This window comes from Paenibacillus xinjiangensis (assembly GCF_059686975.1).
The window spans coordinates 54,451-77,398 of sequence record NZ_JCAALS010000022.1; the positions used below are offsets into that span (position 1 = coordinate 54,451).

Genomic DNA, 22,948 nt, shown 5'->3' on the forward strand with positions numbered 1-22,948 from the left:
CAGTAAGTGTTACCCACATAAAACTTCGCTAAAGCTATACCTTATAAGCCCGCATAGCCTTGCGAATCTCTTTCCAGCTTGGGCGCTTGCCATACATAAGCACGCCAGTACGGTAGATTTTCGCTGAGATCCAGCCTGCAATGTAGATCGTAACGAGCAGTATGCCGAAGGAGAGCAGCACTTCCCATACTGGAAGGTTCGTCAGACCCACTCTCAGCATCATGACGAATGGCGAGAAGAACGGAATGTATGAAGCGATGGTAACGAGCGTACTGTCCGGGTTGGATATACTGAACGTAGCAATGTAGAAGCCCGCTAGTGACAGAATGGTGATCGGCATTACCGCTTGACCAAGATCCTCTGTCCGGCTCACGATTGAACCGATAGCCGCATAGAGAGTGGAGTACAAGAAATAACCAGCCAAGTAGAACAGTAGAGCATACACGAACAGCATCGGATCGATTTTGGACAGATCAATATTGTAGGAGCTGAATGCTTCTTGGTTATGCGGCAATGAAATATTGATCAGCATGACAATGACATAGAGCAAGATCTGCAATAGGCCTACTAGGAACATACCGAATATTTTACCGAACATCTGCTTGAGCGGTGAGACGCTTGTCACGAGAATTTCCATGACCCGCGAGCTTTTCTCAGCCGTAATCTCAGATGCAATGAGCTGACCTGTAATCATAATGGCCAAGAAGAGCGCGAACACAATAATCGTTACGAACCCAACATCGACGCCCTGCTGCGCTGGAGTCTTGCCATTCCCCGCACTGCCTGTGCCGTCGGCCGCAGCAATCTGTACGGATTCAATCGTTACAGGAGCGAACAACATCGCCTTCTGAACATCCGTCAGGCCTGCATCCTGCAGAACGATCTCGCCTTTAATGCTCTGCAATGCGCCTTCGAGAGACTGCGAAGCCGTACTATCCAGCAGCTTCTCTGACTTGTAGGTTACACTTGGAAGACCATTGTCCGTGAGTTCACCGAAGGTGAGATAACCTTTGATTGCACCATCCGTGATTGCAGCCTTGAGCTCACTTTCATTGCTCTCTGCAGAGCCGGCATCCGGGTATGCCACCATAGTAACGACCGGCTTCTCCTGTGCTTCATAATAGGCTTTCAGCTTCTCTGCAAGCTGAGTCCCTTCATTCGCCTCTGACTGTACCGTATAGCCAATCTCGATTGTCTTACCAGCATCGCCCTTATCGAATAATGAAATAATATAAGGCAAGTTGATACCGATGCTTACGATAAGAAGCAGAATCGCAGTTGTAATGATGAAGGCCTTGCTGCGCAGCTTATTGCGTGCTGTGAATCCGACTACCGTCCAAAAACTATTCATGGCTCTCACCTACCAATTTTATAAATATTTCATTCAAAGTTGGTTCCATTATTTCAAAGCGTTGAATGTCAGTCTGACCGATCGCAAGCCGCAGAATATCTCCCGCAGTCTCTTCACGCGTAATGCCAATCTCGTAGCCATACTCATGTCGTCTTACATCTGTTACACCCGGAATAGCTTCCAATCCCGATACTTCGCCCCCTGTCTTCAGAACGACACGTTCACGCGGGTAGCTCTTCTTGATGTCCTTCAGATTGCCCTGAAGAACGGCATTGGAACGATGCAGAATCGTAATGTTCCGGCACAGCTCCTCGACATGCTCCATACGGTGAGTCGAGAACAGCATCGTCGTTCCCGCATCTCTCAGCTCCTTGACCGTGGACTTCAGCAGCTCCACATTAACCGGGTCCAGCCCGCTGAATGCTTCATCTAGAATAACAATTCGTGGATTATGAATGACTGATGCGATGAACTGAATTTTCTGCTGATTGCCCTTGGACAGCTCTTCAATCTTCTTATTGTAATACTCCGGAACCTCGAACCGATCGAGCCAGCGCTTCAGATTCTGATCGGCATCCTTCTTCGACATTCCCCTCAGCTGAGCCAAATAGATCAATTGGTCGCTTACTCGGATTCTAGGATACAGCCCGCGTTCCTCTGGCAAATAACCAAGCATTCGAAGCTGGTCGTTCGTATAAGGCTTCCCGTTATAGAGAATTCGACCGCCATCCGGATAGATAAGCCCCAGAACCATCCGCATCGTCGTCGTCTTGCCCGCGCCATTGGCACCTAGCAGACCGTATATTTCCCCTTCGCCAACCTCGAAGCTAATGTTGTTTACTGCTGTTTTGTCACCGTAATTCTTATAGACCTGCTCCACCTTCAAAGGATTCATCTCTTATTCCCCTTCCCTTATTTAAGCGCGCATCTTCTGGCGATCCTGATCGATCAGCACTATCAGAATATCTTCTAAATTCAGTGCCTGCCTTCCAACGACAGTTAAGCCTTCCTCCTCGCACCACTTCTCGGCTTCCAGCCCTTGCCTCGTTATGATGCGAATCGTTCCCCCGCCGATTTCTTCAATGCCGCATTGCCCGGGCAATGCTTCGGCCCGCTTGCTTGTGAAGCCGTTACCGTTCACATAGAAAGCATGCCAGCTGCTGAACAATTCGTCTTTCTCGTACACGCCTAATATCCGACCATGAGCCATGAACACGATATAATCCGCGAGCCGCTTAATTTCTTCGACGATATGTGATGCCATCACAATGGTCCGATCGCCATGATCCATGTACTTGTGGAACACATCAATCATCAAGCGCCATGCCAGTGGATCGAGCCCCGATGAGGGTTCATCGAGCAGCAGCAGCTCCGGATGATGAGCCATGACGAGTGCGAGCTCATATTTGCGGCGCATTCCTTTTGACATTTTGCCAAGCTTGATGCTGTCCTCCACCTCGAACAGCCGGAGCAGCTCGCGGTAACGATTCATATCCCATTCGGGATACCAGGCTTTAACGAAATCCGTCTTTGTCGACGCTCTCATATTGTCCTCGATGGTATGGAATTGCTCAGGTAGGAAGCCAATTCTGCGCTTCATGTCAGTGTCATTCTCATGACCAACCCTTGTGCCTAGCAGCGTAATGTCACCTTTATCAGGCTTAGTGATATCCAGCATCATGCGAAAAGTTGTGCTTTTACCCGATCCGTTCGGTCCTACAATTGCTGTTACATAGCCTTTCGGTATTTTCAATTGCAAGGGTCCCAGTTGAAAATGCGGCTGTCGCTTCTCGACTCCATCCAGCCTTATCGCATTGCTGTCATCCGTCATTTGCTCTCAACTCTCTTTCCGTTGCAGGCTTAACTCTCGTTATATTTCTGATCGATCACTTTCTGGAATAGCGCAGTCAGCTCTTCCTTCGAGCATTGCACCCGCTGTGCCGCGGTTACTGCTGTCTCTATGGCTTCCATAACAGCCTCCAGCCGATGGCGATCCAACTCCTGCTGCTCAACGCGCGCCACATAGGTTCCTGTTCCTTGCCTCGTTCGAAGCAATCCCTCCGATTCCAGATCCTGATAGACACGCCTAACGGTGATCACACTGCATTTCAGCATTTGTGCAAGCTCTCGAATGGAAGGCAGCAGCGCACCCTCTTCTAATTGCCCACTCACAATCAGCGATCGCAGTTGTACTTCAATCTGATAATAGAGCGGCTCAGCGCTTTGTTCGTTAATCTGTATCGGCAGCCACACGGCCTCACCCTCTTTATTAAAATGCTATGACAGCTGGTTAATTGAAATAGCTTCGTCTCTCAAGTCGTTTCCTGATAGCCGCATATCCGGCAACCATCGATATCCCGCAGAAGAGAGTAGAGGCTGCTGTATACCACCAATGCCCGGCTTGCAGCTGATTGAGTACTCCATGCACGAAGCTCACGCCTGTTAGCTTCAATACGATGATTATTATGGCAAACACAGGGATGATCGTATAGCAGAATAATGAGTAGTATTTACCCGAGTAGCCAAGCTCCCAATACACATATATCACAGCCATGCCCAATGCATAGAAATACCAGAATAGTCCGAACTCCACATATACTGCTGGCGGTACTATCTCTCTCATATTGGCCATCGTTGCATATTGCACTCCAAAAAAAATAATCATGACAGGAGTAAGAATGATAACAAGCTGTATAAGTCTCCCGAGCGTCAAATGATTCAATGGAATAGGCATCGCACGCCATTGCGCCAGCTTACCGCTAATCGTATCCTCACGCCACATCCGGAATGTAGTCCGGTTCATGACGAACGCTAAGCTCGGGAACGTCATGACAAATATCAAATCCAAAGCCCATGTTGTCGCCGCAGCCAATGACTCATCATCGAAGTCATATACACCTGTTGTGATAATAGAAATATATAAGCAGAACAGCAGCGTGAATATGAGTCCGAACTTATCTCTCTGCAGCTCATGCTTCGCTATATGCCAAGCACCTTGCCATACATTCAACAGTAACCACCCCTTCCAGCCAAGTCATTATACTGTATATATCTTTATACACAGTATAGTCACACCTATTTGAGATGTCAACAACTTCCATGGAAAAAGCTTGCGGCTGCCCCGGAGCTCCATCCTACTCGTAATGCTGACTATTGTGCAACATTACGCGGGTTCCAGCGCTCCTCCAGCTCATAATGTTGACCTTTTTGCAACATTCAGCTGGTTCAGGGGCTCCTCCAGCCCATAATGCTGACTTTTGTGCAACATTATCGGTGTTCCAGCAGTCCTCCAGCTCATAATGTTGACCTTTATGCAGCATTCGGCGGGTTCCGAGAGCAGGTTATTTATGATTTAGTGAAACTACAGGGTGTGAGCCTAAGCGGTTTTGGAACTACTTTTATACCCGTCCCTGCCCTGGTCCTAACAAAAAATCACCCTACGACAAATCGCAAGGTGATTGCTTAGCATCTCTTCTATTACAATCCAAATATCGCATCAATCATGGGCTTCGTATGACCGCCCGGATACATCAAATAGAGCAAGATATAGACGGCAACTCCTGTAATGGCAGTGAAGAACCAGATGACAGAGGTCACGCGTCCCCACTTCATATGCTTAGCGAACTTGCTCTTGAAGCCGAGAGTGAGCGTTGTAATACCGAATACAGCAGCAACAGTCGCGAGCGTAATATGGAACAGTAGGAATGTTAAATAATAGGGCTTCAAGCTGTCTGGTCCACCCCAGGAGGTGTTGCCGACTAAGATCGTACGCGAGGAATAAATAATGAAGAAAATAATCGCGGCTATCGCCGCGGCAATCATCATTTTCTTATGTGCGTCCAGCCTACGTTTAATCGCAAGTCTCCATCCGAGTGCAACCAGTATGGCGCTGATGACAATAAAAGATGTGCTTACTGTTGGGAAAATCATATACATATCCAACTTCTATCCCACCCATATCCAATAGTTGATTATCGTTATACCGTGCTAGTATTCGGATTCGAATCTCGCACATCATCATCCTTATGCTCGCGTTTGAACCACTGGGAGAAGATATAAGCAAGAATAATCCCATACATCAGCTCTTGCACCAGCTTCATCACAATTCCTCCAAGCTGCTGGTCCTCTACAGCTTCCATCAGGTTGAAGAACTGAGGCCCTTCGAATAGATCCAGCAATCTCGAAGGATCACCAGATACACAATAACCCATTGCCTGCACCCATACTAGTGGATCACTATAGGTTGCATACATTGGAGCAGATGCAAAAATAATTAATGCGCAGGCCGGCGTCAATAGAACTCCATTAGCGAACACATAGGCCATTCTCTTCAGATCAGTTAATCGATTCCACTCTGGAACCGGACAAGCAATCTGCCACCACATCATGACTGATGTCACGAGCAGAATGAAATAGTAGAGACGATGAACAGTGAAATTCGTCATCACGTAATCATGTACGACTGGCACATGATAGATTGAGAATAGTACATTGAACAGCACTAGTGTCACGATCGGATGCATCATGAATTTAAGCTTGGACCACCACTTGGCAGCGAACATCTTCCTCCAAATAAACGCTGGAACAGACAGCAGCAGCATTGGCGGTACAATTAAATACGATACCGACATATTAACCATATGAAAAGTAAACATCATATGACCAAGCATGCTGGAAGGCCCTCCATGCACGAAATAGAATAGAAATGCCGCTGAGACGAACATTACTTTTTGCAGGAAAGTAGCCTTCTCCTCACCCGGTGCATGCTTCTCTCGCCATGGTCCAATTAAGTAGAAATAGAGAATAATTAACGCAATAGTTCCGAATAGGAACCATGGTGTCCACAATTCTTCGAAGCTGAAATATTGTAAACCAAGCATTTGTGGAATCTCCTTTCAGATATCTGCAAAAGAGGAGGGACCCACCTGGGGGACCCTCCTCTTTTCAATTGTAAGACCTTGTTACCACCATGTCCAATACTCTGCCATAATGACGCAGGTGAGTACAATGAATACGCCAAACACAATACCGATAATAGCGAATGCGTGACCGCGGTCTTTCATGTGCATCCAGAACGCCATTTGTACGAATACTTGCAGTACCGCACAGCCTAGCAGAATCAGGTAAATGAAATCCTTATTGATCTCGCCGCCTGCTACTGCAGCGAACGCGATTACCGTCAGAAGAATCGACAGGATAAAGGATATGATATGCTTCTTCGGTCCTTCAACCTTATGACGGACTGGGTTTTGTTCTTCCGTAGAGACATGATTGCTCGACATGGATTAAACCACCTTTCCCATCAAATAAACGACGGTGAAGATAAACACCCAAACAACGTCGATAAAGTGCCAGTATAACCCTGCTACATAAGCTTTGGGAGCTGTTACGACCGTTAGGCCCTTCTTAGCCAGCTGCCCGATTATGAGCGAGATCCATACGATACCTAAGGCTACGTGAGCCCCGTGGAAGCCTACCAACGTGTAGAAAGAGGAGCTGAATGCGCTCGTTGTGAAGCCATGACCTTCGTGAACATAGTGCACGAACTCATAAATTTCAAGGACTAGGAAGCCTAAACCTAACAGTACGGTAACGGTAAGCCAGCCCATCAAGGCCTTCACATTATGCTGGTGCAGCGCTTGTGTAGCGAACACACTTGTAAGGCTTGAAGTTAACAATATAGCTGTTGCTGCTCCTACAAGAGGCAATGAGAATAATTCATGTGCCGGTGGTCCGTCAAGAACCTGGTGGCGGAGTGCCAGGAACACTGCGAACAGTGTTCCGAACAATACCGTTTCACCACCAAGAAAGAGCCAGAAACCAAGTACTTTATTGCGCCCCTCAAGGGTCGCCTTTTCGGGCTCATGAGGCAGTTGCCCTTCTACATGCGAGTGTGCACTCATGCTTTTACCCCCTTGTCTTGCAATTCTTCCGGCTCAATATGGAAGCCATGATCATCGAACAACGAACGTAGAATCATACATCCGAACGTAATCAGCAAGCCTAATCCACCAACTACATATCCTGTATCAATACCTGCAATCTTGCCCCACTCGCCGTGAGAGTACATCAGGCCGAAGCCCGTGATGAACAGTCCAACTGACATAAAGAATGGCAGTATGGAAGGCGATGGCATATGAATCGATCCGATTGGCTCTGCAGGAGTCATTCCTGTGTTGCCATCCATCTTCTCTTTCCAATAAGCATCATAACCGCGAACGAGCGGTGTTTGCTTGAAGTTATATTCTGGTGCAGGAGATGGAATTGTCCACTCCAGCGTACGGCCATCTTCCCATGGATCATTAGCAGCATTCTTCTCTCCGAAGGCCGTAACGACGACGTTCAGCAAGAAGATAATCGTACCAACACCCATAAGCATAGCTCCGACTGTACTGATCAGGTTCATTTCATTGAAGCCAAGTCCATCCAGATACGTCCAGATACGACGCGGCATCCCCATCAGACCAAGGAAATGCTGGATGAAGAATGTTAAGTGGAAGCCGATGAAGAATGTCCAGAACGTCCATTTGCCAAGCGTTTCACTAAGCGCACGGCCGAACATCTTAGGCCACCAGTAGTGTAGACCAGAGAATATACCAAGGACCAGACCCCCAACGATTACGTAGTGGAAATGGGCAACTACGAAATAGGAATCGTGATACTGGAAGTCAGCAGGTGCTGCTGCCAGCATGACACCGGTAACACCACCCATAACGAAGGTTGGCACGAAGCCTACAGCGAACAGGTTCGCAGATGTAAACTTAATGGATCCGCCCCACATCGTGAACAGCCAGTTGAAGATCTTGATACCTGTTGGAACTGCAATTAGCATCGTTGCAATGGAGAATAGCGCATTCGCAACGGGTCCAAGACCTGTCGTGAACATGTGATGCGCCCAAACCATGAAGCCAAGGAAGCCGATTAGGATGGTAGCGAATACCATCGAGCTGTAACCGAACAGTCTTTTACGCGAGAAGGTACTGATAACCTCGGATATAATACCGAAGGCCGGCAGGATGAGGATATAAACCTCAGGATGCCCGAATATCCAGAAAATATGCTCCCATAGTACAGCGTTACCGCCGCCAGATGGGTCGAAGAAGTTAGCTGCGAAGATACGGTCGAACATCAATGCCGCAAGGCCAACCGTCAGCGCAGGGAAAGCGAACAAGATGAGCGCTGATGTAATGAATGCGGACCATGTGAACATCGGCATACGCATGAAAGTCATACCTGGTGCACGCATGTTGATGATCGTTACGAGGAAGTTAATTCCCCCAATTAGAGTACCGATACCCGCTATCTGAAGACCAATAACATAATAATCTATCCCGTGGTCACCGTTATAGGTTGTTCCTGCCAGCGGCGCATATGCGGTCCAGCCTGCATCAGGAGCACCTCCTGTGAACCAGCTTATGTTCAATAGGACAGCTCCGAAGAAGAATGTCCAGAAGCCTAGTGCGTTAACAAAAGGAAAGGCTACGTCACGTGCGCCAATCTGCAGCGGGATAATCGCATTCATAAGCGCGAAGATCAATGGCATAGCTGCAAGGAAAATCATTGTCGTACCATGCATAGTCAGTAGCTCATTGTATGTATTCGCGCTAACGAAGTCATTGAGCGGTTTCCATAGCTGAACCCGGATGAGGAGCGCTTCCAGGCCGCCGACGAGGAAGAAGAACCCCCCGGCAATTAAATACAAAATACCGATTTTTTTATGGTCAACCGTTGTCAGCCAATCCATCAGGCCGGAGTAACGTTTAACCGCATGTCCACTAGACAAGGTAGGTACCTCCTTTAAACACCGATGATTTATTGTTCATAGTCAAGCGTCAATTCTGACAAATATTTGGATATGCCTTCTAGCTCTTGTTCTGTCAAGTCAACAGTAGGCATTCCATTGCCTGGTTTGACAGCTTGCGGATCTTCAAGCCAACGATACAGGTTGTCATAAGTCGAACCTTCGTTGGAATATTCCGGATCATCAGTATTAACGAGAATACCACCGACAGTCTGACGGCTGCCGATACCTGTCAAGTTAGGATATGCCGGACCGCCTTGATCGCCTACAGCGTGGCAAGTCAAGCATTTGCTTACGAATGCTTCTTTGATCGCAGGATCGCTAGGGAGCGATACTGGCGCCCCAATAGCCGCTGTCCAACGGTCGAACGAGGACTCGTCCACCGATTTCACTTTAAAGTCCATAAGTCCGTGAGAAGGTCCACAGAGCTCTGCGCATTTACCCAAGTAAACGCCTTCTTTTGGAGCTGAGAAATACATCACATTAACGTTAGCGCCAGGGTTTGTATCGATTTTGCCTGCGAGCGACGGAACCCAGAAGGAGTGAAGAACGTCTGCCGATTTGGCTTCAATCGAGATCGTCTTGCCCGTTGGAATAATTAATTCCTGCGCAGTCTTAATACCAAGCTCAGGGTACTCGAATTCCCACCAGTACTGATGTGAAGTCACGATAACTTTAACCGCATCTGGATCTTTAGTGTAATCCTTTGATAGATTAAATACCGATTGCACTGTAGGAACACCAAGAATGATAAGCAGAATTATTGGAATAACAGTCCAAATAATTTCAAGCTTATGGCTTCCTTCCACTTGTTTGGGAATCGTTTTGTCTCCAGGACGTCTACGGAAACGAATTATTACATAGAAGGAAATTGCAAACACGACGACAATCACGATTAACATGATTGAGATCGCCAGCTTCATCAGTCCGAACTGCTCTTCCGCTACAGGACCTTGGGGATTCAGCGTGGACAAGTCTTCGCGTCCGCATGCCGATAGCACCAACACCATCAAGGCCAGAAGCGGCGTAAGCCGTTTTAAAAACTGCCACCGATTCATCAATAATCAACCCCACTTTTGACTTTTTCGCAGCTTGTGAATATCGCGTGAAATTGCGGCAAACTGCGTGTTTTCACAGATGTTCTTTTACAACTCCTGCTAGTTAAATCACTTAATTAAATATAAAGTTGAACCCCTTATTTGTCAATGTTCCACAGAGAGTTCACAAATTGTTCGCAAAGCTGTCAAAAATGCTGTTTTTCAAGGGTTTTGAGCTCGCTTTGGCTTTCCATCTTTCGACTTCTATATCCTACATTGTGCACCAAATACATGGTCAATTATGTATGCCCTCCAAAGAGTATATTTCAGCGCTCCTGACAAACCCTATTCCTATATAACCGCTCGAATGGAGGCTGACACTAAAATGAACAAACGAGCAATAGCAGCATTACTTCTTTCCTTTACATTATTAGCTGTATCACCAGCCTGTAACTATGAACAACGTGTGCAAAACAGTGACCTTGACTATGGAAGCCGGGAAGCCGGCGATCCAAAGATGCTCAGCGGCAGGATGTATGGCTCGTCTTCCGCTCACCCTAATCCTAAGCAGCATGACAATCTTTTTTTTGAATACAGCAACAAGGTGTCCAATAAAGTGGCCGATCTAGGCGGCATCGCCTCCGCTATCGTTATGCTAACTGACAAGAATGCCTATGTCGCTCTGATGCTTGATTGGACGGCAGTCGGGACAAAAAGCTCTGGCGGTACAGATGAACAAAATAACGGAGGGATGGGAGCAGGTGTGTATAACCACGCCACAGGGAGCTCACACTGGGACAATCGTCAGTTAGTTACACCTTATAATTCATACTTCTCCGTCAATGACCACAGTCAGCTGTCAGAGGAGCTCAAGCAGACGGTTGCTATTCGTGTTAGGGAGCTCGCTCCTATGGTCCAAGAGGTTCATATTTCGGCGAATATGGATTATGTGAATCAAATGAACGAATACGCCAAGCAAGCTTGGATGAACCATTCTCTAACGCCGTGGGTAGAGGATTTCAACAACCTGGTCAAATACCATTTCTCCAATGGACAAATCATGCCTGCCGAGATCGAGAAGTATGAGAAATTGCGTGCCCAATACAAAAATGGACAGTCCATTATTCCGACGCATTGAGATAGAAAAATACAATCAAAAAAAATCTCTTCCTATTATATAGGAAAATAATTAACTACTATTAAAAGGGGACCGGGCTGCGCTTATCATCAGCTCGATCCCCTTGTTATGTAGGCTCCCTAAATCTAACGCATAGGCGCGAATCCACTTATTTCAGATAAAATAGTATCGGCACGAGCAATCACATCAGCTGTCAGCACGAGATCAACCGCTTTCAAATTTTCCTCGATTTGCGAAATGCGGCTTGAGCCGATAATAGCAGAGCTGACGTTCGGCTGACGCAATATCCATGCAAGGGCGAACTGTGACAAGGAAGCATTGATCTCAGCCGCAAGGCTCTCTAGCTTCTGTACACACAACAGTACATCTTCGCGCAGGTAGCTGTTAATTACACCATTCGTTCGATCATTCGCGGCGCGGCTATCTTGGGGAATAGCTTGTCCTGGCTTGTACTTGCCTGTAAGAACACCTTGCGCAAGCGGAGAGAATACGACTTGTCCCAGTCCCTCTCGAACACTTACCGGAATAACCTCCTTCTCAATATAGCGCTCAATCATGTTGTAGATGGGTTGATTAGATACGAGCGGCCGAAGGCTTAGCCGCTTGCTGATACCTGCTGCCTCAGCAAGCTGAGCCCCTGTCCATTCACTCACGCCAGCGTACAGTACTTTACCGGATGCTACGAGATCATCAAGCGCACGAAGCGTTTCCTCAACTGGCGTCTCCTCGTCAAAGCGATGGCATTGATACAAATCAATATAGTCTGCGCCTAGACGCTTCAGGCTCGCATCACATTGCTCCATAATATGTTTGCGCGACAAGCCACGATCGTTAGGACCGTCTCCCATTGGAAAATAGAGCTTCGTAGCCAGCACGTAGCTGCTGCGGCTATACTCCTTCAGGACAGCTCCCATTACCTTCTCTGCCTCACCGCGGTTATACGCATTCGCCGTATCGAAGAAATTGATACCGCTCTCATAAGCGAACCGAATACAATTCTCTGAGGTTTCCCTAGCTGTTGCATCCCCATAAGTCAACCAGCTTCCTAGACCGAGCTCGCTGACCTTCAACCCGCTTTTACCCAATTTTCTATATTTCATTGTATCGTTCCTCCTCTACTTCATTCGGGTGTTATGCAGATGAGCATAACTCTAGTGTAAAGGAGTTGCCGACGATTTAGAAGAAGAAATTGGGTGTTCATTCGACTTAATTTGGTTTCATCGCTGTTTTGAGCTGCTCAATGGCTTGCCTATAATCATATTTATCATCATTCGCCGCGAATCGCTCCATTAAATGAAGCTCAGCCTCATATTGAGCGAACAGCTCTTGGATGTAATCCTTCGGCTTCGTCTGCTTGGGCCCTTCGAAGCTTGCCTTGCCGGTCTGCACAGACAGCTCACCTTTGGAATCGATTTGCGCGAGCAATACGTCCTTGCACTTCATCTGCTGCTTGCTAAGCTCTTTATTCAGCCAATTCAGATCCTTACCCGATACTTCTAGGGCATGATTCATGATCTGTCCATCCATGATTACAGTCTGTGGCTCATTCTCCTTAGGCAGCTTCCACCCAAGCATTTCAGCAGTTATAGGCTGATGTTCCTTTTTGAGCAGCAGATTAATTTCCCCGCTCTGCTCCATGATAGCGAATTCCACATCCGCAACCCGGTACACATCTTTTTTACGCAGCTGCTCGAGCAGTTCATCAATTGTAATTCGCTCTTTGCGAAGATTCTTTTTGGAGAGCACTCCTTTTTCTATTAAGACCGTTCCACGTCCATCTATGACATCCCGAATTTTTTTGCTCCGCAGCGTTATGAATTCAGCCCCTACAGACACAGCAACCCACACAATAAGGGAAACGAAGCCCAAATACCATTTGCTATCCAAATCCAGTGAAATATAGCCTGCAATGTTCCCCATCGTGATGCCTGTTATATATTCAAATAAGGATAACTGCGAGATTTGGCGTTTGCCAAGCAGCTTCGTTATCGTGAATAAAATAACGACTGATGATAAGGTTCTTAGTGATATCTCAATCCATTCTGGCAACTTCATTCTCCCCTTACCTTACCTGACTTTTTAGATCTTCTTCACCTATAGTCTCCAGTTACCTTAAACTCATTCGTATGACTGTTTTTTCCTTTTACTTGCTTTCTTCATCTAAAAGAGTTATACTAATGACATTGTGTTATATTTAACCCCTGTAATATCCCTCATAGAAAACTCAACGTTTTCCTCGGATTTTGATTTTCTTTTCTGTTAATTTCCAATCCTATTCGTGCAGTAAGTTCTTTGATTCACACTGGCGCGGTCATCGGAGCCGCAAGGACGGAAGAGAGGTAGGGCTTTCGTTGTTTTAGAGGTATGCTTACGAACCAGCTTTGTCCACGTACAAAGCACTAGAGTGCAAGATAATGCGATCTTGCTACAACAATTAACAAGGGATATTGATGAACGTCCTTCCTGTTGCTGGAAGGAACGGTTAAATATACGTTACACAACCAACGGCATCCGCTAATCGGATGCCGTTATCCAATTCTCCCCCTTACACTCATACATCACTGACAGTAGTCTTGCTGTATTCTCGCAGACATAAATAGACACAGAGCAGTAGGAATAGTACATACAGCAACGCGCTTGTACTCCCATATATTCCTCTTAGATGTCCGAATATAGAACCAAAAATGATGGATGCAGAGCAGCCGGCTATTGCGAGCCACACTCCTTTGCCATAACCGCTCCCTGTTCGTTTTTCCTTAATCAGAGGGGTCTTCCGCTTGTGTAAGCTGCTCGCGATCAGCAAGCTTAAGAAGTAGATAAGCTGTACCGTGAAGGTGATCGGGATGAGTCCATAATTCGCGAACTGCGTAACCTCGCCCGAATTATTGAACATAATATCTGTGAAGATCGCCATAGCTAAGCCCGTTAGAACATTCGCGAAATTGTAGCTTTTATGCTTCGTATAGGACGCAATGCCTGTAAGAATTGCGAAATAAATCACAGCAAATTTAATCAATATCACAGGAATATACATAGACATGATGATCAGGTCGACCCGGTCCAGGAAGTCCGTAATATGAATCTGCTGTACGAGTATCCATCCAATATAGATCAACCGTGTTGCAAGAATGGGATTGATGACACTTATAATCGTGAATATCCATACTGTTAGCAGAAGAGCAGACAGAATGACACCCACTTTGACCGCAAAATAGATATCCCTTGGCTTCTTCACATGATGAAGAAATGCACCAATTGCAATTAAGTCCCCGAATGAAGCGGTCGCCATTATACCACTCTTAAGCGGCGGCATAATACCGCTGCTAAAAAGAGGCTCCAGGTTATTAATCCCAATCTCATTCAACAGCAATGCCGGCAGAAATATGTATGAAGCAAATAGGGTAATCAGAATCACGTTCGCTCTCGCCAAATGCTCCATTGTCCCACTTGCGAAATAGATAAGCAGAAGCACCGTCAGCAGAACAATATATTCAGGCGGGGTTTTCAGAAGTATGGAAGAGCTGAAGAAATCACTGAATAAGCGTAAATTCGTGATTAAATCTACACTCAGGTATACAATTAATAGTAAATTCAGTAGCCCCCCCGCAAAATGACCGAGCAGCGAGTGAGACATGTCGAATATATTCTTCTGAGGATTCGCCCGCGCTAATCTATAGAACAGGTAAGCAAGTCCAATGCCATAAGGAATCGGCATAAAAAAAGCGAACCATGCATCCTGCTTAGCAACCTGCGTAAGCCCCATAGGTAAGCTGATCATATTAGACGCAGCAAGCATCGAGGTGACAAGCATCGTGAGCTGAAGGGTTGAGATGGTCATATTGTCTTTCACTAGCCCGTCATCCTTTCATTAACCTCGTGATGGAAGAAACTATTCGATATAGGGCCATGCTTTCTATTAACGATAATTCGGTACTCATTCCGTACAGCACTAATCCGCCTGAACACAGACAGATTAGTGCGAAGAATATCATTTTACTGCGAATGCATTTCATGTTCTTCCAATTCATTATAGCTGTAAAAACCATTAGCGATACAATGAGGATCACATAAGAATGGTCCATCTCTATTCCCCCTTCTTAGCTAAGTTCTGATTACTCATACCTACACGGTATAGGTTCGCTGAAGCCTCAACTTCGAATGTCGCTTTCTCGAATACACGCTCCCACTCCTCCTTCCACTTGTTTTTCCAGTGATCAGGATATGCTCTATTGGCATATTGTCCGAAGCCGATAGCATCACAGTTATATTGCTGCATGATGGCAAGGGTGCTCTTGATGTCCTTTATTACTTTTTTTTCTAATTGCTCCTCTATATATCGTCTCTGCCCAATATCATCGTAGTTCCGCTCCATATCTGCATCTTCATTAATGCTTGACTTAATATCGGCATTAATGTGGAAGCTAAGCTCATCATTATCTTTGAGCACCGGCTTGATTACAACTTTCGCTTGATTGATTGCGACGCTAATAAAGGTGTCATCCACCTTCAAGCTTTGACGTACTGGTCTGAACTTGCCGCTGAGCAGCTTGATGCCAATGGCTTCGCCATCCTTGGCAGTTGTAAGCATTCTGCCCTCATGGGTTAGCGCGAACCCCGATATCTCAATATCATCAGACTCATGTCCCTTTACTCTAGTCTTTATCTTTTCAATATAGGGGATGATCGCATCTGAGCCGACTGTAATGACTTCGCCTATTACATCCTTGATCGATATTCTTATACTCGTCTCTGATTGGAGCAGCTCCCGTATCGATTCAGCAGAAAATCTCTCCAGTCTGGTATCTGCAGTCAGAACATCAAGAGCAGGGCCTTTGGTAACCGCAACAAGTGCCGTTAACCGATTCTCTGGCATCCTCGTGACGCTATCCATAATCAAAGAGACATTCTGTTTAGCTAGAGACTCCCCGATCAGAATGACACGACGATGCCCGTAAAATAACCGCCTAGGGAGCCGCCTCTGCAGCTTGTCATTAGCCTCGCGTACATTGTGACCTGTCTCTGTTTTAATCGTGAACGACTTGGTTCCCCCTTCTGTCCCCCCGCCGCTCCCCCCTGATCCTGTCCCCATATTCCCAGGAAGAGGAATTAGGACACTCATACGGACCCCTTCTTTGTCCAAATCAACGGCGCTTGCTACAACGAACGCAACATCATTGATTTCGGTGCGGTCCCAGCAGCCGGTCAACAGTATCGACATCGAAAGCCAGATTAGAAGTACAGCTGTACTTCGCTGTGTTTTCATCATCTCGAACCCTCACCTGCTCTCTTCGATGTATCACTCATTCGATTCTGATCTTCAGGAGAAATATAAGTCGGTCTGCGACGCATCTTCCACAGCGGCGCACGCAGCAGAATATCCTTCCAATCCGCGAGAGACACTGGTGCTACGGGAGCCAGATAAGGAACGCCGAAGGAAGTAATTCTAGATACATGGCTGAGAATCGCAATAAAGCCGATAACGATACCCAGCAGACCGAAGACCGATGCAAGCAGCATCAAGGGAAAGCGCAGCATACGCACAGCAATGGCAGCATTGTAACGCGGTAGCGTGAACGAAGCTATTCCGGTTATAGAGACGATAATAACCATTGCAGCTGACACGATACCTGCCTGAACAGCTGCCTGTCCGACAACCAGCGCCCCTAGAATACTTACTGCCTGACCAACTGTCCGGGGCAGCCGAATGCCTGCTTCACGCAGCGCTTCGAATGATATCTCCATGATCAGTGCTTCAACAACCGCCGGAAAAGGGATGGCTTCCCGCGATGCCGCGATACTCAGCAGTAAGCTAGTCGGAATCATCTCCGGATGATAGGTCAAAGCGGCAATGTACAGGGCAGGAGAGAGCAATGCTATGAATAAGGACATCAACCTCAGCAAGCGCAAGATAGAGCCAATCATGAACTGCTCATAATAGTCCTCACTCGCTTGCAGCCACTGCCAGAAGCCGAATGGGGCAATGAGTGCGAAAGGTGTTCCATCAACTAAGATACAGACACGCCCTTCGAGCAGAGCTGCGGCCACGACGTCCGGACGCTCTGTATTCTGAAGCTGGGGAAAGGGGGACAAACCTTTATCTATAATGAGCTCCTCGATGTACCCACTTTCCAGTATTCCATCGATTTTAATCGCACTAATCCGCTCTTCCACCTCAGTGACAAGCTTCTGATTAGCGATTCCTACGATGTAAGTAACAACAACGTTCGTGTTAGTCTCGGTTCCAATGACGAATGATTTCATCTTCAGACGAGGCGACTTGATTTTCCTTCTAATTAGCGCTGTATTTGTTCTTATGCTTTCAGTTAGGCCTTCTCTTGGTCCCCTAACAACTGTCTCGGTGGTTGGCTCCGATACGGATCGATGCTCAGCAAATCGTTGGCCCATGCATACCGCTGTTTTGTTGCCATTAATGAACAGAGCACAATCACCTGACAGCATATTAACAAGGAGCTCAGAGTAATGCTGAACTTCCAGCGTCTGCGCTACAGGCAGCGTCTGCGCGAGTATGCCATCGATCGTACTGGCGTTGCCCTCAAGTACCATGAGTGCCTTCATTGCAGCTTCTACAGCGAGTGATGAGGTTAATCCATCAATGAAGCATAACATTGCCTTGGGACCATTCTCGATCTGAAAATCACGAATAACCATATCAGAGCTGTCGATGAACAGCTCCTCCATCATCTTGCGATTCACTTCTACGTTCGAATCAACCGGAACATTCTTGAACTGATTGATCGTATGATTGTCTAACCGTTCTTCTCCCCGTCGCTTCCCCTTCGCACGCATAGCTGTTACCTCCGCTCATCGTTTTAGGTTAGATTTTCCTTCACAGCCGAAAATATGCATGCCAAAAAGGACTGTCCTCGCATAGAGGAACAATCCTGACTATATTCACTATCTTTCTTTCATTTTTTCACCTATGCTACAATTGTTGAGAAGGAGTGTGTGAATAATGTATGTCTTATCGATTGTCCCGGCAACAGATGCGGATCTGCATGTCCTTATTAAGAAGCTGGATGTTGAATTACTGGCGAGATATCCTGCAGAAGAAATATTCGGAGTGGACTTCCATGACCCGTCGGTGAAGGAGATGCTGTTCGTCGTCGCCTACGACGGAGACCTGCCTATTGGCTGTGGCGCCCTTCGTGCATTGGATGCTTCCACAGCTGAGCTCAAGCGCATGTTCGTCGATCTCCATTACCGGCAGAAGGGCGTCGCTTCAGCCATACTGCGGTTTCTTGAGGATCAGGTACTCGCACAGAATTACACCGCCATCCGTCTTGAGACAGGTGCTCCGCAATATGAATCCATCCATTTGTACACGAAGCGCGGCTATGAGCCTATTGATAGATACGGTGAGTATGTAAGTAATGAGTCCAGTCTTTGCTATGAAAAAGAATTAAGCTAATTATTTTTTTGAATTATTAGACAATTCACAATTTAGACATTGTTTTTTTGTCCAAAGTCGCATATGATAATAGCAGTTAAACATTGTGAATCATTTCACATATCTGCATTGGATTGTGAAAATAATCACATATTAGATTGGAACACAGCAGTCATGCTATATGAGTTACTCATTACATGCGAGAGCAATATTCTACCTGAAGCAGAAGCTGCTTCACTAAACCTCAGGAGGCGTCCATTATGAAAATTGTAGTCATCGGTTGTACACATGCAGGAACAGCAGCTATTACCCAAATGGCCAAGCTTTACCCAGAAGCACAGATTAATGTCTATGAAAGAAACGATAATATCTCTTTCCTATCGTGCGGGATTGCTCTTCATGTTGGGGGCGTCGTCAAGCAGGCAGAGGATTTGTTCTACTCGTCGCCAGAGAAGCTGGCTGCGTTAGGTGTTAACACTTACATGCTTCATGATGTAACAGCAATCGATACGGATGCCAAGGAACTGCGGATTCGCAATCTCAATACGGAAGTGGAATTTACCGATACCTATGACAAGCTCGTTATGACGACTGGCTCGTGGCCGATTATACCGAAGATGGAAGGTATGGAGCTCGGCAACATTCTTCTCTGCAAAAACTACAATCACGCTCAGACCATCATCGAGAAAGCGAAATACGCAAGCAACATTGCCGTTATAGGAGCAGGCTATATCGGTATTGAGCTAGTGGAAGCGTTCGAGGAGCTCGGCAAAAAAGTGACCTTGATCGATAATATGGATCGTATCCTGTTCAAATATTTAGACCGTGAATTCACGAATATGACTGAGATGGCTCTCGCTGAACGTGGTATTAAGCTGGCGCTGCGCCAGACTGTAACAGCATTCAAGGGAAATAACGACGGCGCTGTTGAACGTATCGTAACGAATCATGGTGAGTACATGGCAGATATGGTTGTCCTGTGCATTGGCTTCCGTCCGAATACAGAGCTGCTCACAGGCCAAGTTGATATGCTTCCGAATGGCGCTATCATTGTCGACGAATATATGCGTACGAGCAAGCCCGATGTGTTCGCGGCTGGTGACAGCTGCGCAGTGAAGTACAATCCGACTGGCGAGCATGCTTATATTCCTCTCGCGACCAATGCAGTCCGAATGGGCACACTGGTTGCCAAGAATCTGGTCCAGCCGAAGGTGAAATATTTGGGTACGCAGGGCACATCGGCTATCAAAATTTACGATTATAACATTGCTTCGACCGGTATGACCGAAACAGCTGCAATTGCTGCGGGATTGCTTGTGAAATCTGTCACAATCGAAGAGAATTATCGTCCCGAGTTTATGCCGACCTATGAGAAGGCTACACTAAAGGTCGTCTATGAAGAGGCAAGCGGAAGAATTGTCGGCGCGCAGGTACTGTCGAGAGCAGACCTGACCCAGTCGATTAACACTCTCTCGGTCTGCATCCAGAATCAGATGACGATGGATGAGCTCAGCTTCGTCGACTTCTTCTTCCAGCCGCATTACAACAAGCCTTGGAATCTGCTTAACCAGGCTGGCTTGCAAGCCATCTAATTACAATAGTCCCAAGCGATGCTGCTCCTAGCACATCACTTGGGACTATTGTTGTTCATCCTTATTATTGCTCAGGGCAGCCGCTGACTTCACCGACCAAATGGCCGGAACGATTAATCTTGGTCTGCAAATATTTCTGGTTGTATTCGGACACATCGCCCCACAGCGGTATTCTTGCCGTTACATCAAGCCCTGCATCACGCAATGCATCCAGCTTCTTCGGGTTGTTCGTAATCAGCGTAACGGGCTTCTTCCTGAGGGTACCGAGCACTCGGATGGCATCGCTATAGTTGCGGGAATCATCCACGAAGCCCAGCTTCAAGTTAGCCTCCACCGTATCATAGCCATCCTCTTGCAGCAAATAAGCCATCGCTTTGCTGAACAATCCAATGCCTCTGCCTTCATGGTTAGCCAAGTAGAACAAAGCTCCTGCACCTTGATCGGCTATCATTCGCAAGGATTGATGGAGCTGGAATCCGCAGTCACATCGCTTGCTGCCGAAGATATCTCCCGTATGACAAATACTATGCATGCGGATGAAGGCCTCCTCCGACTGTTCGAAGTCCCCATACACGAGAACACTGGACTGCTGCATCTCTGCCAGATTAGCCTCTGACAGCTTGTCGATAATCTGTTCCAGCTGATCGGTGTCCTCTTCACATAGAAGCCAGCAATACCACTCGAATATGGCTGCCTCCTCCTCATCTAATTGGATCGGAAGCCGGATAGGCCCCACCAGGTAGATTTCTCCTGAATCACCGTGAATATGACGGATCTTGTCCTCCAATATCGACCTTACTTTATCGTTCACGCACATGCTCCTCTGGTATCATGGTTGAGCATAGTTTACGTCAGCAGCTGCGTTGTTATGCTAGGGTTGCCTCATAGCAAGAATCAATCGATGGCGACTACGAATGGTACGATGAAGCTTGTGCCATTGCGTTGGAATTGCCCCCAGATTTTATAGACGCCCGCTTCTGGGAATGTCGTCATGAACGTCGCATTCGGGCCGCTTCCCTTCTCATCCAGCGGATGAACATGCAAATACTGCTCTAGATCAGCACTCACAATGACGACATGTCCGATTGCGCCCAAGTAGGGCTCTAGATCCTGTATTGGCTCACCGCTTGCTTCCTCAGTGAATTGGAAGGTCAGGGCAGACTCTTCACCCGCGGTAGTAGAGGATAAGGCTAGTGTAACCTGATTCCCGCTCTTCGATTGGACAAGCTTACTGTCGGGCGCTAAGGTCACCTCATCAGCAGCAGGTCCCTTTACTTCAACCTGTGTATTTAATGTCGTGGAGCCTTGTCCTGTTGGAACGAAATCCGCAAACAGCTTATAAGCTCCTCCCGCGGGGAATGCTATTGCTGCTGTGAATTTGCCTCCGCCTTCATACTCGGGATGTATATGATTGAAATAGCTTAAATTGCTGCTGACAGCGATGAGATGGAGCTTCTTCTCATGACTGATATCGAAGCTCTCGATCGGCTTGCCGTCTAGATCCGTAATGGTAAGCTCCAATCTCGTCGTCTCTCCCGCTTGCGGCTTGCCTGATGGATAGCTGAAGCTAATCGCCGCGTCGGAGCTCTCTTCAGCAGACTCATGATTGCTGTGCTCGTTATACTCATGCTCATCATGCCCTTGCGCAATTGCAGGCTCGGAAGCGGCTATCTCCCCCATCTCATGACTCCCATGCTCCGTATTCCCACTCGCGCCGCAGCCAGCGGATAGGATCACGATTCCAAGCAGTATAGCTGCTGAAGCTAAGCTTTTTTTCCATTGCTTCCCTGAAGACATATTGGTTAATCCTTCCTCATGCAGTTTTTTACTACTATACCCTAATGGCAATTGGCATAATCCCTGATAGCTGTTGTAGAGTGTACAAAGGCTGCCCCTACGTTCCTGGGACAGCCTTCATTAGATCCTTATTGAACGATGTCATAGCCCTGCTCTTCAATTGCTTCTTTGATGCTGTCCAAAGAAACCTTCGCCTCGTCATACTGCACCGATACTTTACCGCCTGCAAGATCGACAGATCCTGTTGCCCCCGCACTAGTCAGAGCCTTCTCCACCGAGCTCACGCAATGGCCGCAGGACATACCCTCTACCTTCAATGTAACGTTAGTCATGTTATTAATCCTCCTCAAATTGTTATTTCATTAGCTTATTAACCGTTACGAGCAGCTCATCAATAACTTCACTCTCACCGGCTTGAATGCGCTCCATCACACAGCTCTTCATATGCCCCTCCAGCAATAGCTTGCCAACGCTGTTAAGCGCAGATTGCACAGCTGCTATCTGATTCAGCACATCATCACAATACGTATCCTTCTCAATCATCGCCTTCACACCTCGAACCTGTCCTTCAATCCGGTTCAGCCTCGAGATAAGACTAGATTTCATTTTATCCGAATGATGACTTTTTCTTGCCTCCGCAGGCTGTCCTTCTCCTGCAACGCTTGCATCATGACAAGTGGGACCTGTTAATTCATTCGCCATAAAATACCTCCAGGGGGTATATTATTTATAACCCTATCCTATCATACCCCCATAGGGTATGTAAAGAGGGCATTGCTCATACTGCCGTTTTGACGCTGCGCATAAGCCTATTGTACAATAGT

At 46.9% G+C, this 22,948-nt stretch carries 23 protein-coding genes; 3 read left to right on the top strand and 20 right to left on the bottom strand.

What is annotated here, in order from left to right; all coding sequences use genetic code 11:
• Positions 1 to 34: 34 nt before the first annotated feature.
• The 11 genes from AC6ESP_RS20615 to coxB form a co-directional block, all read right to left on the bottom strand.
• Positions 35 to 1,351: an ABC transporter permease gene (locus AC6ESP_RS20615; protein ID WP_497098621.1), complete on the bottom strand. Its 1,317-nt coding sequence runs from the start codon at positions 1,349 to 1,351 to the stop codon at positions 35 to 37.
• Positions 1,344 to 2,246, bottom strand: a complete 903-nt coding sequence (locus tag AC6ESP_RS20620; RefSeq protein ID WP_497098622.1) for an ABC transporter ATP-binding protein — start codon at positions 2,244 to 2,246, stop codon at positions 1,344 to 1,346. Before AC6ESP_RS20620 ends, AC6ESP_RS20615 begins: the two co-directional genes overlap by 8 nt.
• A gap of 21 nt (positions 2,247 to 2,267) precedes the next feature.
• Positions 2,268 to 3,182: an ABC transporter ATP-binding protein gene (locus AC6ESP_RS20625; RefSeq protein WP_497098623.1), complete on the bottom strand. Its 915-nt coding sequence runs from the start codon at positions 3,180 to 3,182 to the stop codon at positions 2,268 to 2,270.
• A 29-nt stretch (positions 3,183 to 3,211) separates the two neighbouring features.
• The gene (locus tag AC6ESP_RS20630) at positions 3,212 to 3,604 is read right to left on the bottom strand and encodes a GntR family transcriptional regulator (RefSeq protein WP_497098624.1); all 393 of its coding nucleotides are present in this window, start codon (positions 3,602 to 3,604) and stop codon (positions 3,212 to 3,214) included.
• A 37-nt stretch (positions 3,605 to 3,641) separates the two neighbouring features.
• On the bottom strand, positions 3,642 to 4,361 hold the full coding sequence (locus AC6ESP_RS20635) for a hypothetical protein (RefSeq protein ID WP_497098625.1): 720 nt from the start codon (positions 4,359 to 4,361) through the stop codon (positions 3,642 to 3,644).
• A gap of 467 nt (positions 4,362 to 4,828) precedes the next feature.
• Positions 4,829 to 5,293, bottom strand: coding sequence for a DUF420 domain-containing protein (locus AC6ESP_RS20640; RefSeq protein WP_497098626.1), 465 nt, complete (start codon positions 5,291 to 5,293; stop codon positions 4,829 to 4,831).
• A gap of 35 nt (positions 5,294 to 5,328) precedes the next feature.
• Entirely contained in the window at positions 5,329 to 6,231 is a 903-nt protein-coding gene (ctaG, locus tag AC6ESP_RS20645; protein ID WP_497098627.1) for a cytochrome c oxidase assembly factor CtaG, read from the bottom strand.
• Between the two features lie 81 nt (positions 6,232 to 6,312).
• Positions 6,313 to 6,633, bottom strand: coding sequence for a cytochrome C oxidase subunit IV family protein (locus AC6ESP_RS20650; protein ID WP_497098628.1), 321 nt, complete (start codon positions 6,631 to 6,633; stop codon positions 6,313 to 6,315).
• A gap of 3 nt (positions 6,634 to 6,636) precedes the next feature.
• Entirely contained in the window at positions 6,637 to 7,254 is a 618-nt protein-coding gene (locus AC6ESP_RS20655) for a cytochrome (ubi)quinol oxidase subunit III (protein ID WP_497098629.1), read from the bottom strand.
• Positions 7,251 to 9,095, bottom strand: a complete 1,845-nt coding sequence (gene ctaD / locus AC6ESP_RS20660) for a cytochrome c oxidase subunit I (protein ID WP_497098673.1) — start codon at positions 9,093 to 9,095, stop codon at positions 7,251 to 7,253. The genes AC6ESP_RS20655 and ctaD overlap by 4 nt, the downstream gene beginning before the upstream one ends.
• 68 nt (positions 9,096 to 9,163) lie before the next feature.
• The gene (coxB, locus tag AC6ESP_RS20665; RefSeq protein WP_497098630.1) at positions 9,164 to 10,213 is read right to left on the bottom strand and encodes a cytochrome c oxidase subunit II; all 1,050 of its coding nucleotides are present in this window, start codon (positions 10,211 to 10,213) and stop codon (positions 9,164 to 9,166) included.
• Between the two features lie 361 nt (positions 10,214 to 10,574).
• On the opposite strand from coxB, the gene AC6ESP_RS20670 reads away from it, so the two are divergent.
• Positions 10,575 to 11,327, top strand: coding sequence for a hypothetical protein (locus tag AC6ESP_RS20670; RefSeq protein WP_497098631.1), 753 nt, complete (start codon positions 10,575 to 10,577; stop codon positions 11,325 to 11,327).
• 125 nt (positions 11,328 to 11,452) lie between these two features.
• On the opposite strand, the gene AC6ESP_RS20675 is transcribed toward AC6ESP_RS20670, so the two are convergent.
• The 5 genes from AC6ESP_RS20675 to AC6ESP_RS20695 all read right to left on the bottom strand — a co-directional run bounded on the left by AC6ESP_RS20675 (position 11,453) and on the right by AC6ESP_RS20695 (position 18,134).
• Entirely contained in the window at positions 11,453 to 12,427 is a 975-nt protein-coding gene (locus AC6ESP_RS20675; RefSeq protein WP_497098632.1) for an aldo/keto reductase family protein, read from the bottom strand.
• Between the two features lie 106 nt (positions 12,428 to 12,533).
• Entirely contained in the window at positions 12,534 to 13,376 is an 843-nt protein-coding gene (locus tag AC6ESP_RS20680; protein ID WP_497098633.1) for a DUF421 domain-containing protein, read from the bottom strand.
• A 502-nt stretch (positions 13,377 to 13,878) separates the two neighbouring features.
• Positions 13,879 to 15,177, bottom strand: coding sequence for a GerAB/ArcD/ProY family transporter (locus AC6ESP_RS20685; protein ID WP_497098634.1), 1,299 nt, complete (start codon positions 15,175 to 15,177; stop codon positions 13,879 to 13,881).
• Positions 15,178 to 15,411: 234 nt separating this feature from the next.
• Positions 15,412 to 16,593, bottom strand: coding sequence for a Ger(x)C family spore germination protein (locus tag AC6ESP_RS20690; protein ID WP_497098635.1), 1,182 nt, complete (start codon positions 16,591 to 16,593; stop codon positions 15,412 to 15,414).
• On the bottom strand, positions 16,590 to 18,134 hold the full coding sequence (locus AC6ESP_RS20695; RefSeq protein ID WP_497098636.1) for a spore germination protein: 1,545 nt from the start codon (positions 18,132 to 18,134) through the stop codon (positions 16,590 to 16,592). Before AC6ESP_RS20695 ends, AC6ESP_RS20690 begins: the two co-directional genes overlap by 4 nt.
• Positions 18,135 to 18,300: 166 nt before the next feature.
• On the opposite strand from AC6ESP_RS20695, the gene AC6ESP_RS20700 reads away from it, so the two are divergent.
• The gene (locus AC6ESP_RS20700; RefSeq protein WP_497098637.1) at positions 18,301 to 18,756 is read left to right on the top strand and encodes a GNAT family N-acetyltransferase; all 456 of its coding nucleotides are present in this window, start codon (positions 18,301 to 18,303) and stop codon (positions 18,754 to 18,756) included.
• A 239-nt stretch (positions 18,757 to 18,995) separates the two neighbouring features.
• Positions 18,996 to 20,327: an FAD-dependent oxidoreductase gene (locus tag AC6ESP_RS20705; RefSeq protein WP_497098638.1), complete on the top strand. Its 1,332-nt coding sequence runs from the start codon at positions 18,996 to 18,998 to the stop codon at positions 20,325 to 20,327.
• A gap of 64 nt (positions 20,328 to 20,391) precedes the next feature.
• Here AC6ESP_RS20705 and AC6ESP_RS20710 read toward each other — a convergent pair whose 3' ends face one another.
• The 4 genes from AC6ESP_RS20710 to AC6ESP_RS20725 all read right to left on the bottom strand — a co-directional run bounded on the left by AC6ESP_RS20710 (position 20,392) and on the right by AC6ESP_RS20725 (position 22,826).
• Positions 20,392 to 21,144 (bottom strand): GTP cyclohydrolase II, encoded by a 753-nt coding sequence (locus AC6ESP_RS20710; RefSeq protein ID WP_497098639.1) that lies wholly within the window; start codon positions 21,142 to 21,144, stop codon positions 20,392 to 20,394.
• Positions 21,145 to 21,221: 77 nt separating this feature from the next.
• Positions 21,222 to 22,124 (bottom strand): DUF8832 domain-containing protein, encoded by a 903-nt coding sequence (locus AC6ESP_RS20715; RefSeq protein ID WP_497098640.1) that lies wholly within the window; start codon positions 22,122 to 22,124, stop codon positions 21,222 to 21,224.
• Between the two features lie 128 nt (positions 22,125 to 22,252).
• Positions 22,253 to 22,456, bottom strand: coding sequence for a cation transporter (locus tag AC6ESP_RS20720; RefSeq protein ID WP_497098641.1), 204 nt, complete (start codon positions 22,454 to 22,456; stop codon positions 22,253 to 22,255).
• A gap of 22 nt (positions 22,457 to 22,478) precedes the next feature.
• Entirely contained in the window at positions 22,479 to 22,826 is a 348-nt protein-coding gene (locus AC6ESP_RS20725) for a metal-sensitive transcriptional regulator (RefSeq protein WP_497098642.1), read from the bottom strand.
• Positions 22,827 to 22,948 lie beyond the last annotated feature (122 nt).

Bases quoted from the DNA above. Each gene is read 5' to 3' on its own strand.
- AC6ESP_RS20615 (WP_497098621.1), bottom strand. From the start codon at position 1,351: ATGAATAGTTTTTGGACGGTAGTCGGATTCACAGCACGCAATAAGCTG.
- AC6ESP_RS20620 (WP_497098622.1), bottom strand. From the start codon at position 2,246: ATGAATCCTTTGAAGGTGGAGCAGGTCTATAAGAATTACGGTGACAAA.
- AC6ESP_RS20625 (WP_497098623.1), bottom strand. From the start codon at position 3,182: ATGACGGATGACAGCAATGCGATAAGGCTGGATGGAGTCGAGAAGCGA.
- ctaG (WP_497098627.1), bottom strand. From the start codon at position 6,231: ATGCTTGGTTTACAATATTTCAGCTTCGAAGAATTGTGGACACCATGG.
- AC6ESP_RS20650 (WP_497098628.1), bottom strand. From the start codon at position 6,633: ATGTCGAGCAATCATGTCTCTACGGAAGAACAAAACCCAGTCCGTCAT.
- AC6ESP_RS20655 (WP_497098629.1), bottom strand. From the start codon at position 7,254: ATGAGTGCACACTCGCATGTAGAAGGGCAACTGCCTCATGAGCCCGAA.
- ctaD (WP_497098673.1), bottom strand. From the start codon at position 9,095: ATGGATTGGCTGACAACGGTTGACCATAAAAAAATCGGTATTTTGTAT.
- AC6ESP_RS20670 (WP_497098631.1), top strand. From the start codon at position 10,575: ATGAACAAACGAGCAATAGCAGCATTACTTCTTTCCTTTACATTATTA.
- AC6ESP_RS20675 (WP_497098632.1), bottom strand. From the start codon at position 12,427: ATGAAATATAGAAAATTGGGTAAAAGCGGGTTGAAGGTCAGCGAGCTC.
- AC6ESP_RS20690 (WP_497098635.1), bottom strand. From the start codon at position 16,593: ATGATGAAAACACAGCGAAGTACAGCTGTACTTCTAATCTGGCTTTCG.
- AC6ESP_RS20695 (WP_497098636.1), bottom strand. From the start codon at position 18,134: ATGCGTGCGAAGGGGAAGCGACGGGGAGAAGAACGGTTAGACAATCAT.
- AC6ESP_RS20700 (WP_497098637.1), top strand. From the start codon at position 18,301: ATGTATGTCTTATCGATTGTCCCGGCAACAGATGCGGATCTGCATGTC.
- AC6ESP_RS20705 (WP_497098638.1), top strand. From the start codon at position 18,996: ATGAAAATTGTAGTCATCGGTTGTACACATGCAGGAACAGCAGCTATT.
- AC6ESP_RS20710 (WP_497098639.1), bottom strand. From the start codon at position 21,144: ATGTGCGTGAACGATAAAGTAAGGTCGATATTGGAGGACAAGATCCGT.
- AC6ESP_RS20715 (WP_497098640.1), bottom strand. From the start codon at position 22,124: ATGTCTTCAGGGAAGCAATGGAAAAAAAGCTTAGCTTCAGCAGCTATA.
- AC6ESP_RS20720 (WP_497098641.1), bottom strand. From the start codon at position 22,456: ATGACTAACGTTACATTGAAGGTAGAGGGTATGTCCTGCGGCCATTGC.
- AC6ESP_RS20725 (WP_497098642.1), bottom strand. From the start codon at position 22,826: ATGGCGAATGAATTAACAGGTCCCACTTGTCATGATGCAAGCGTTGCA.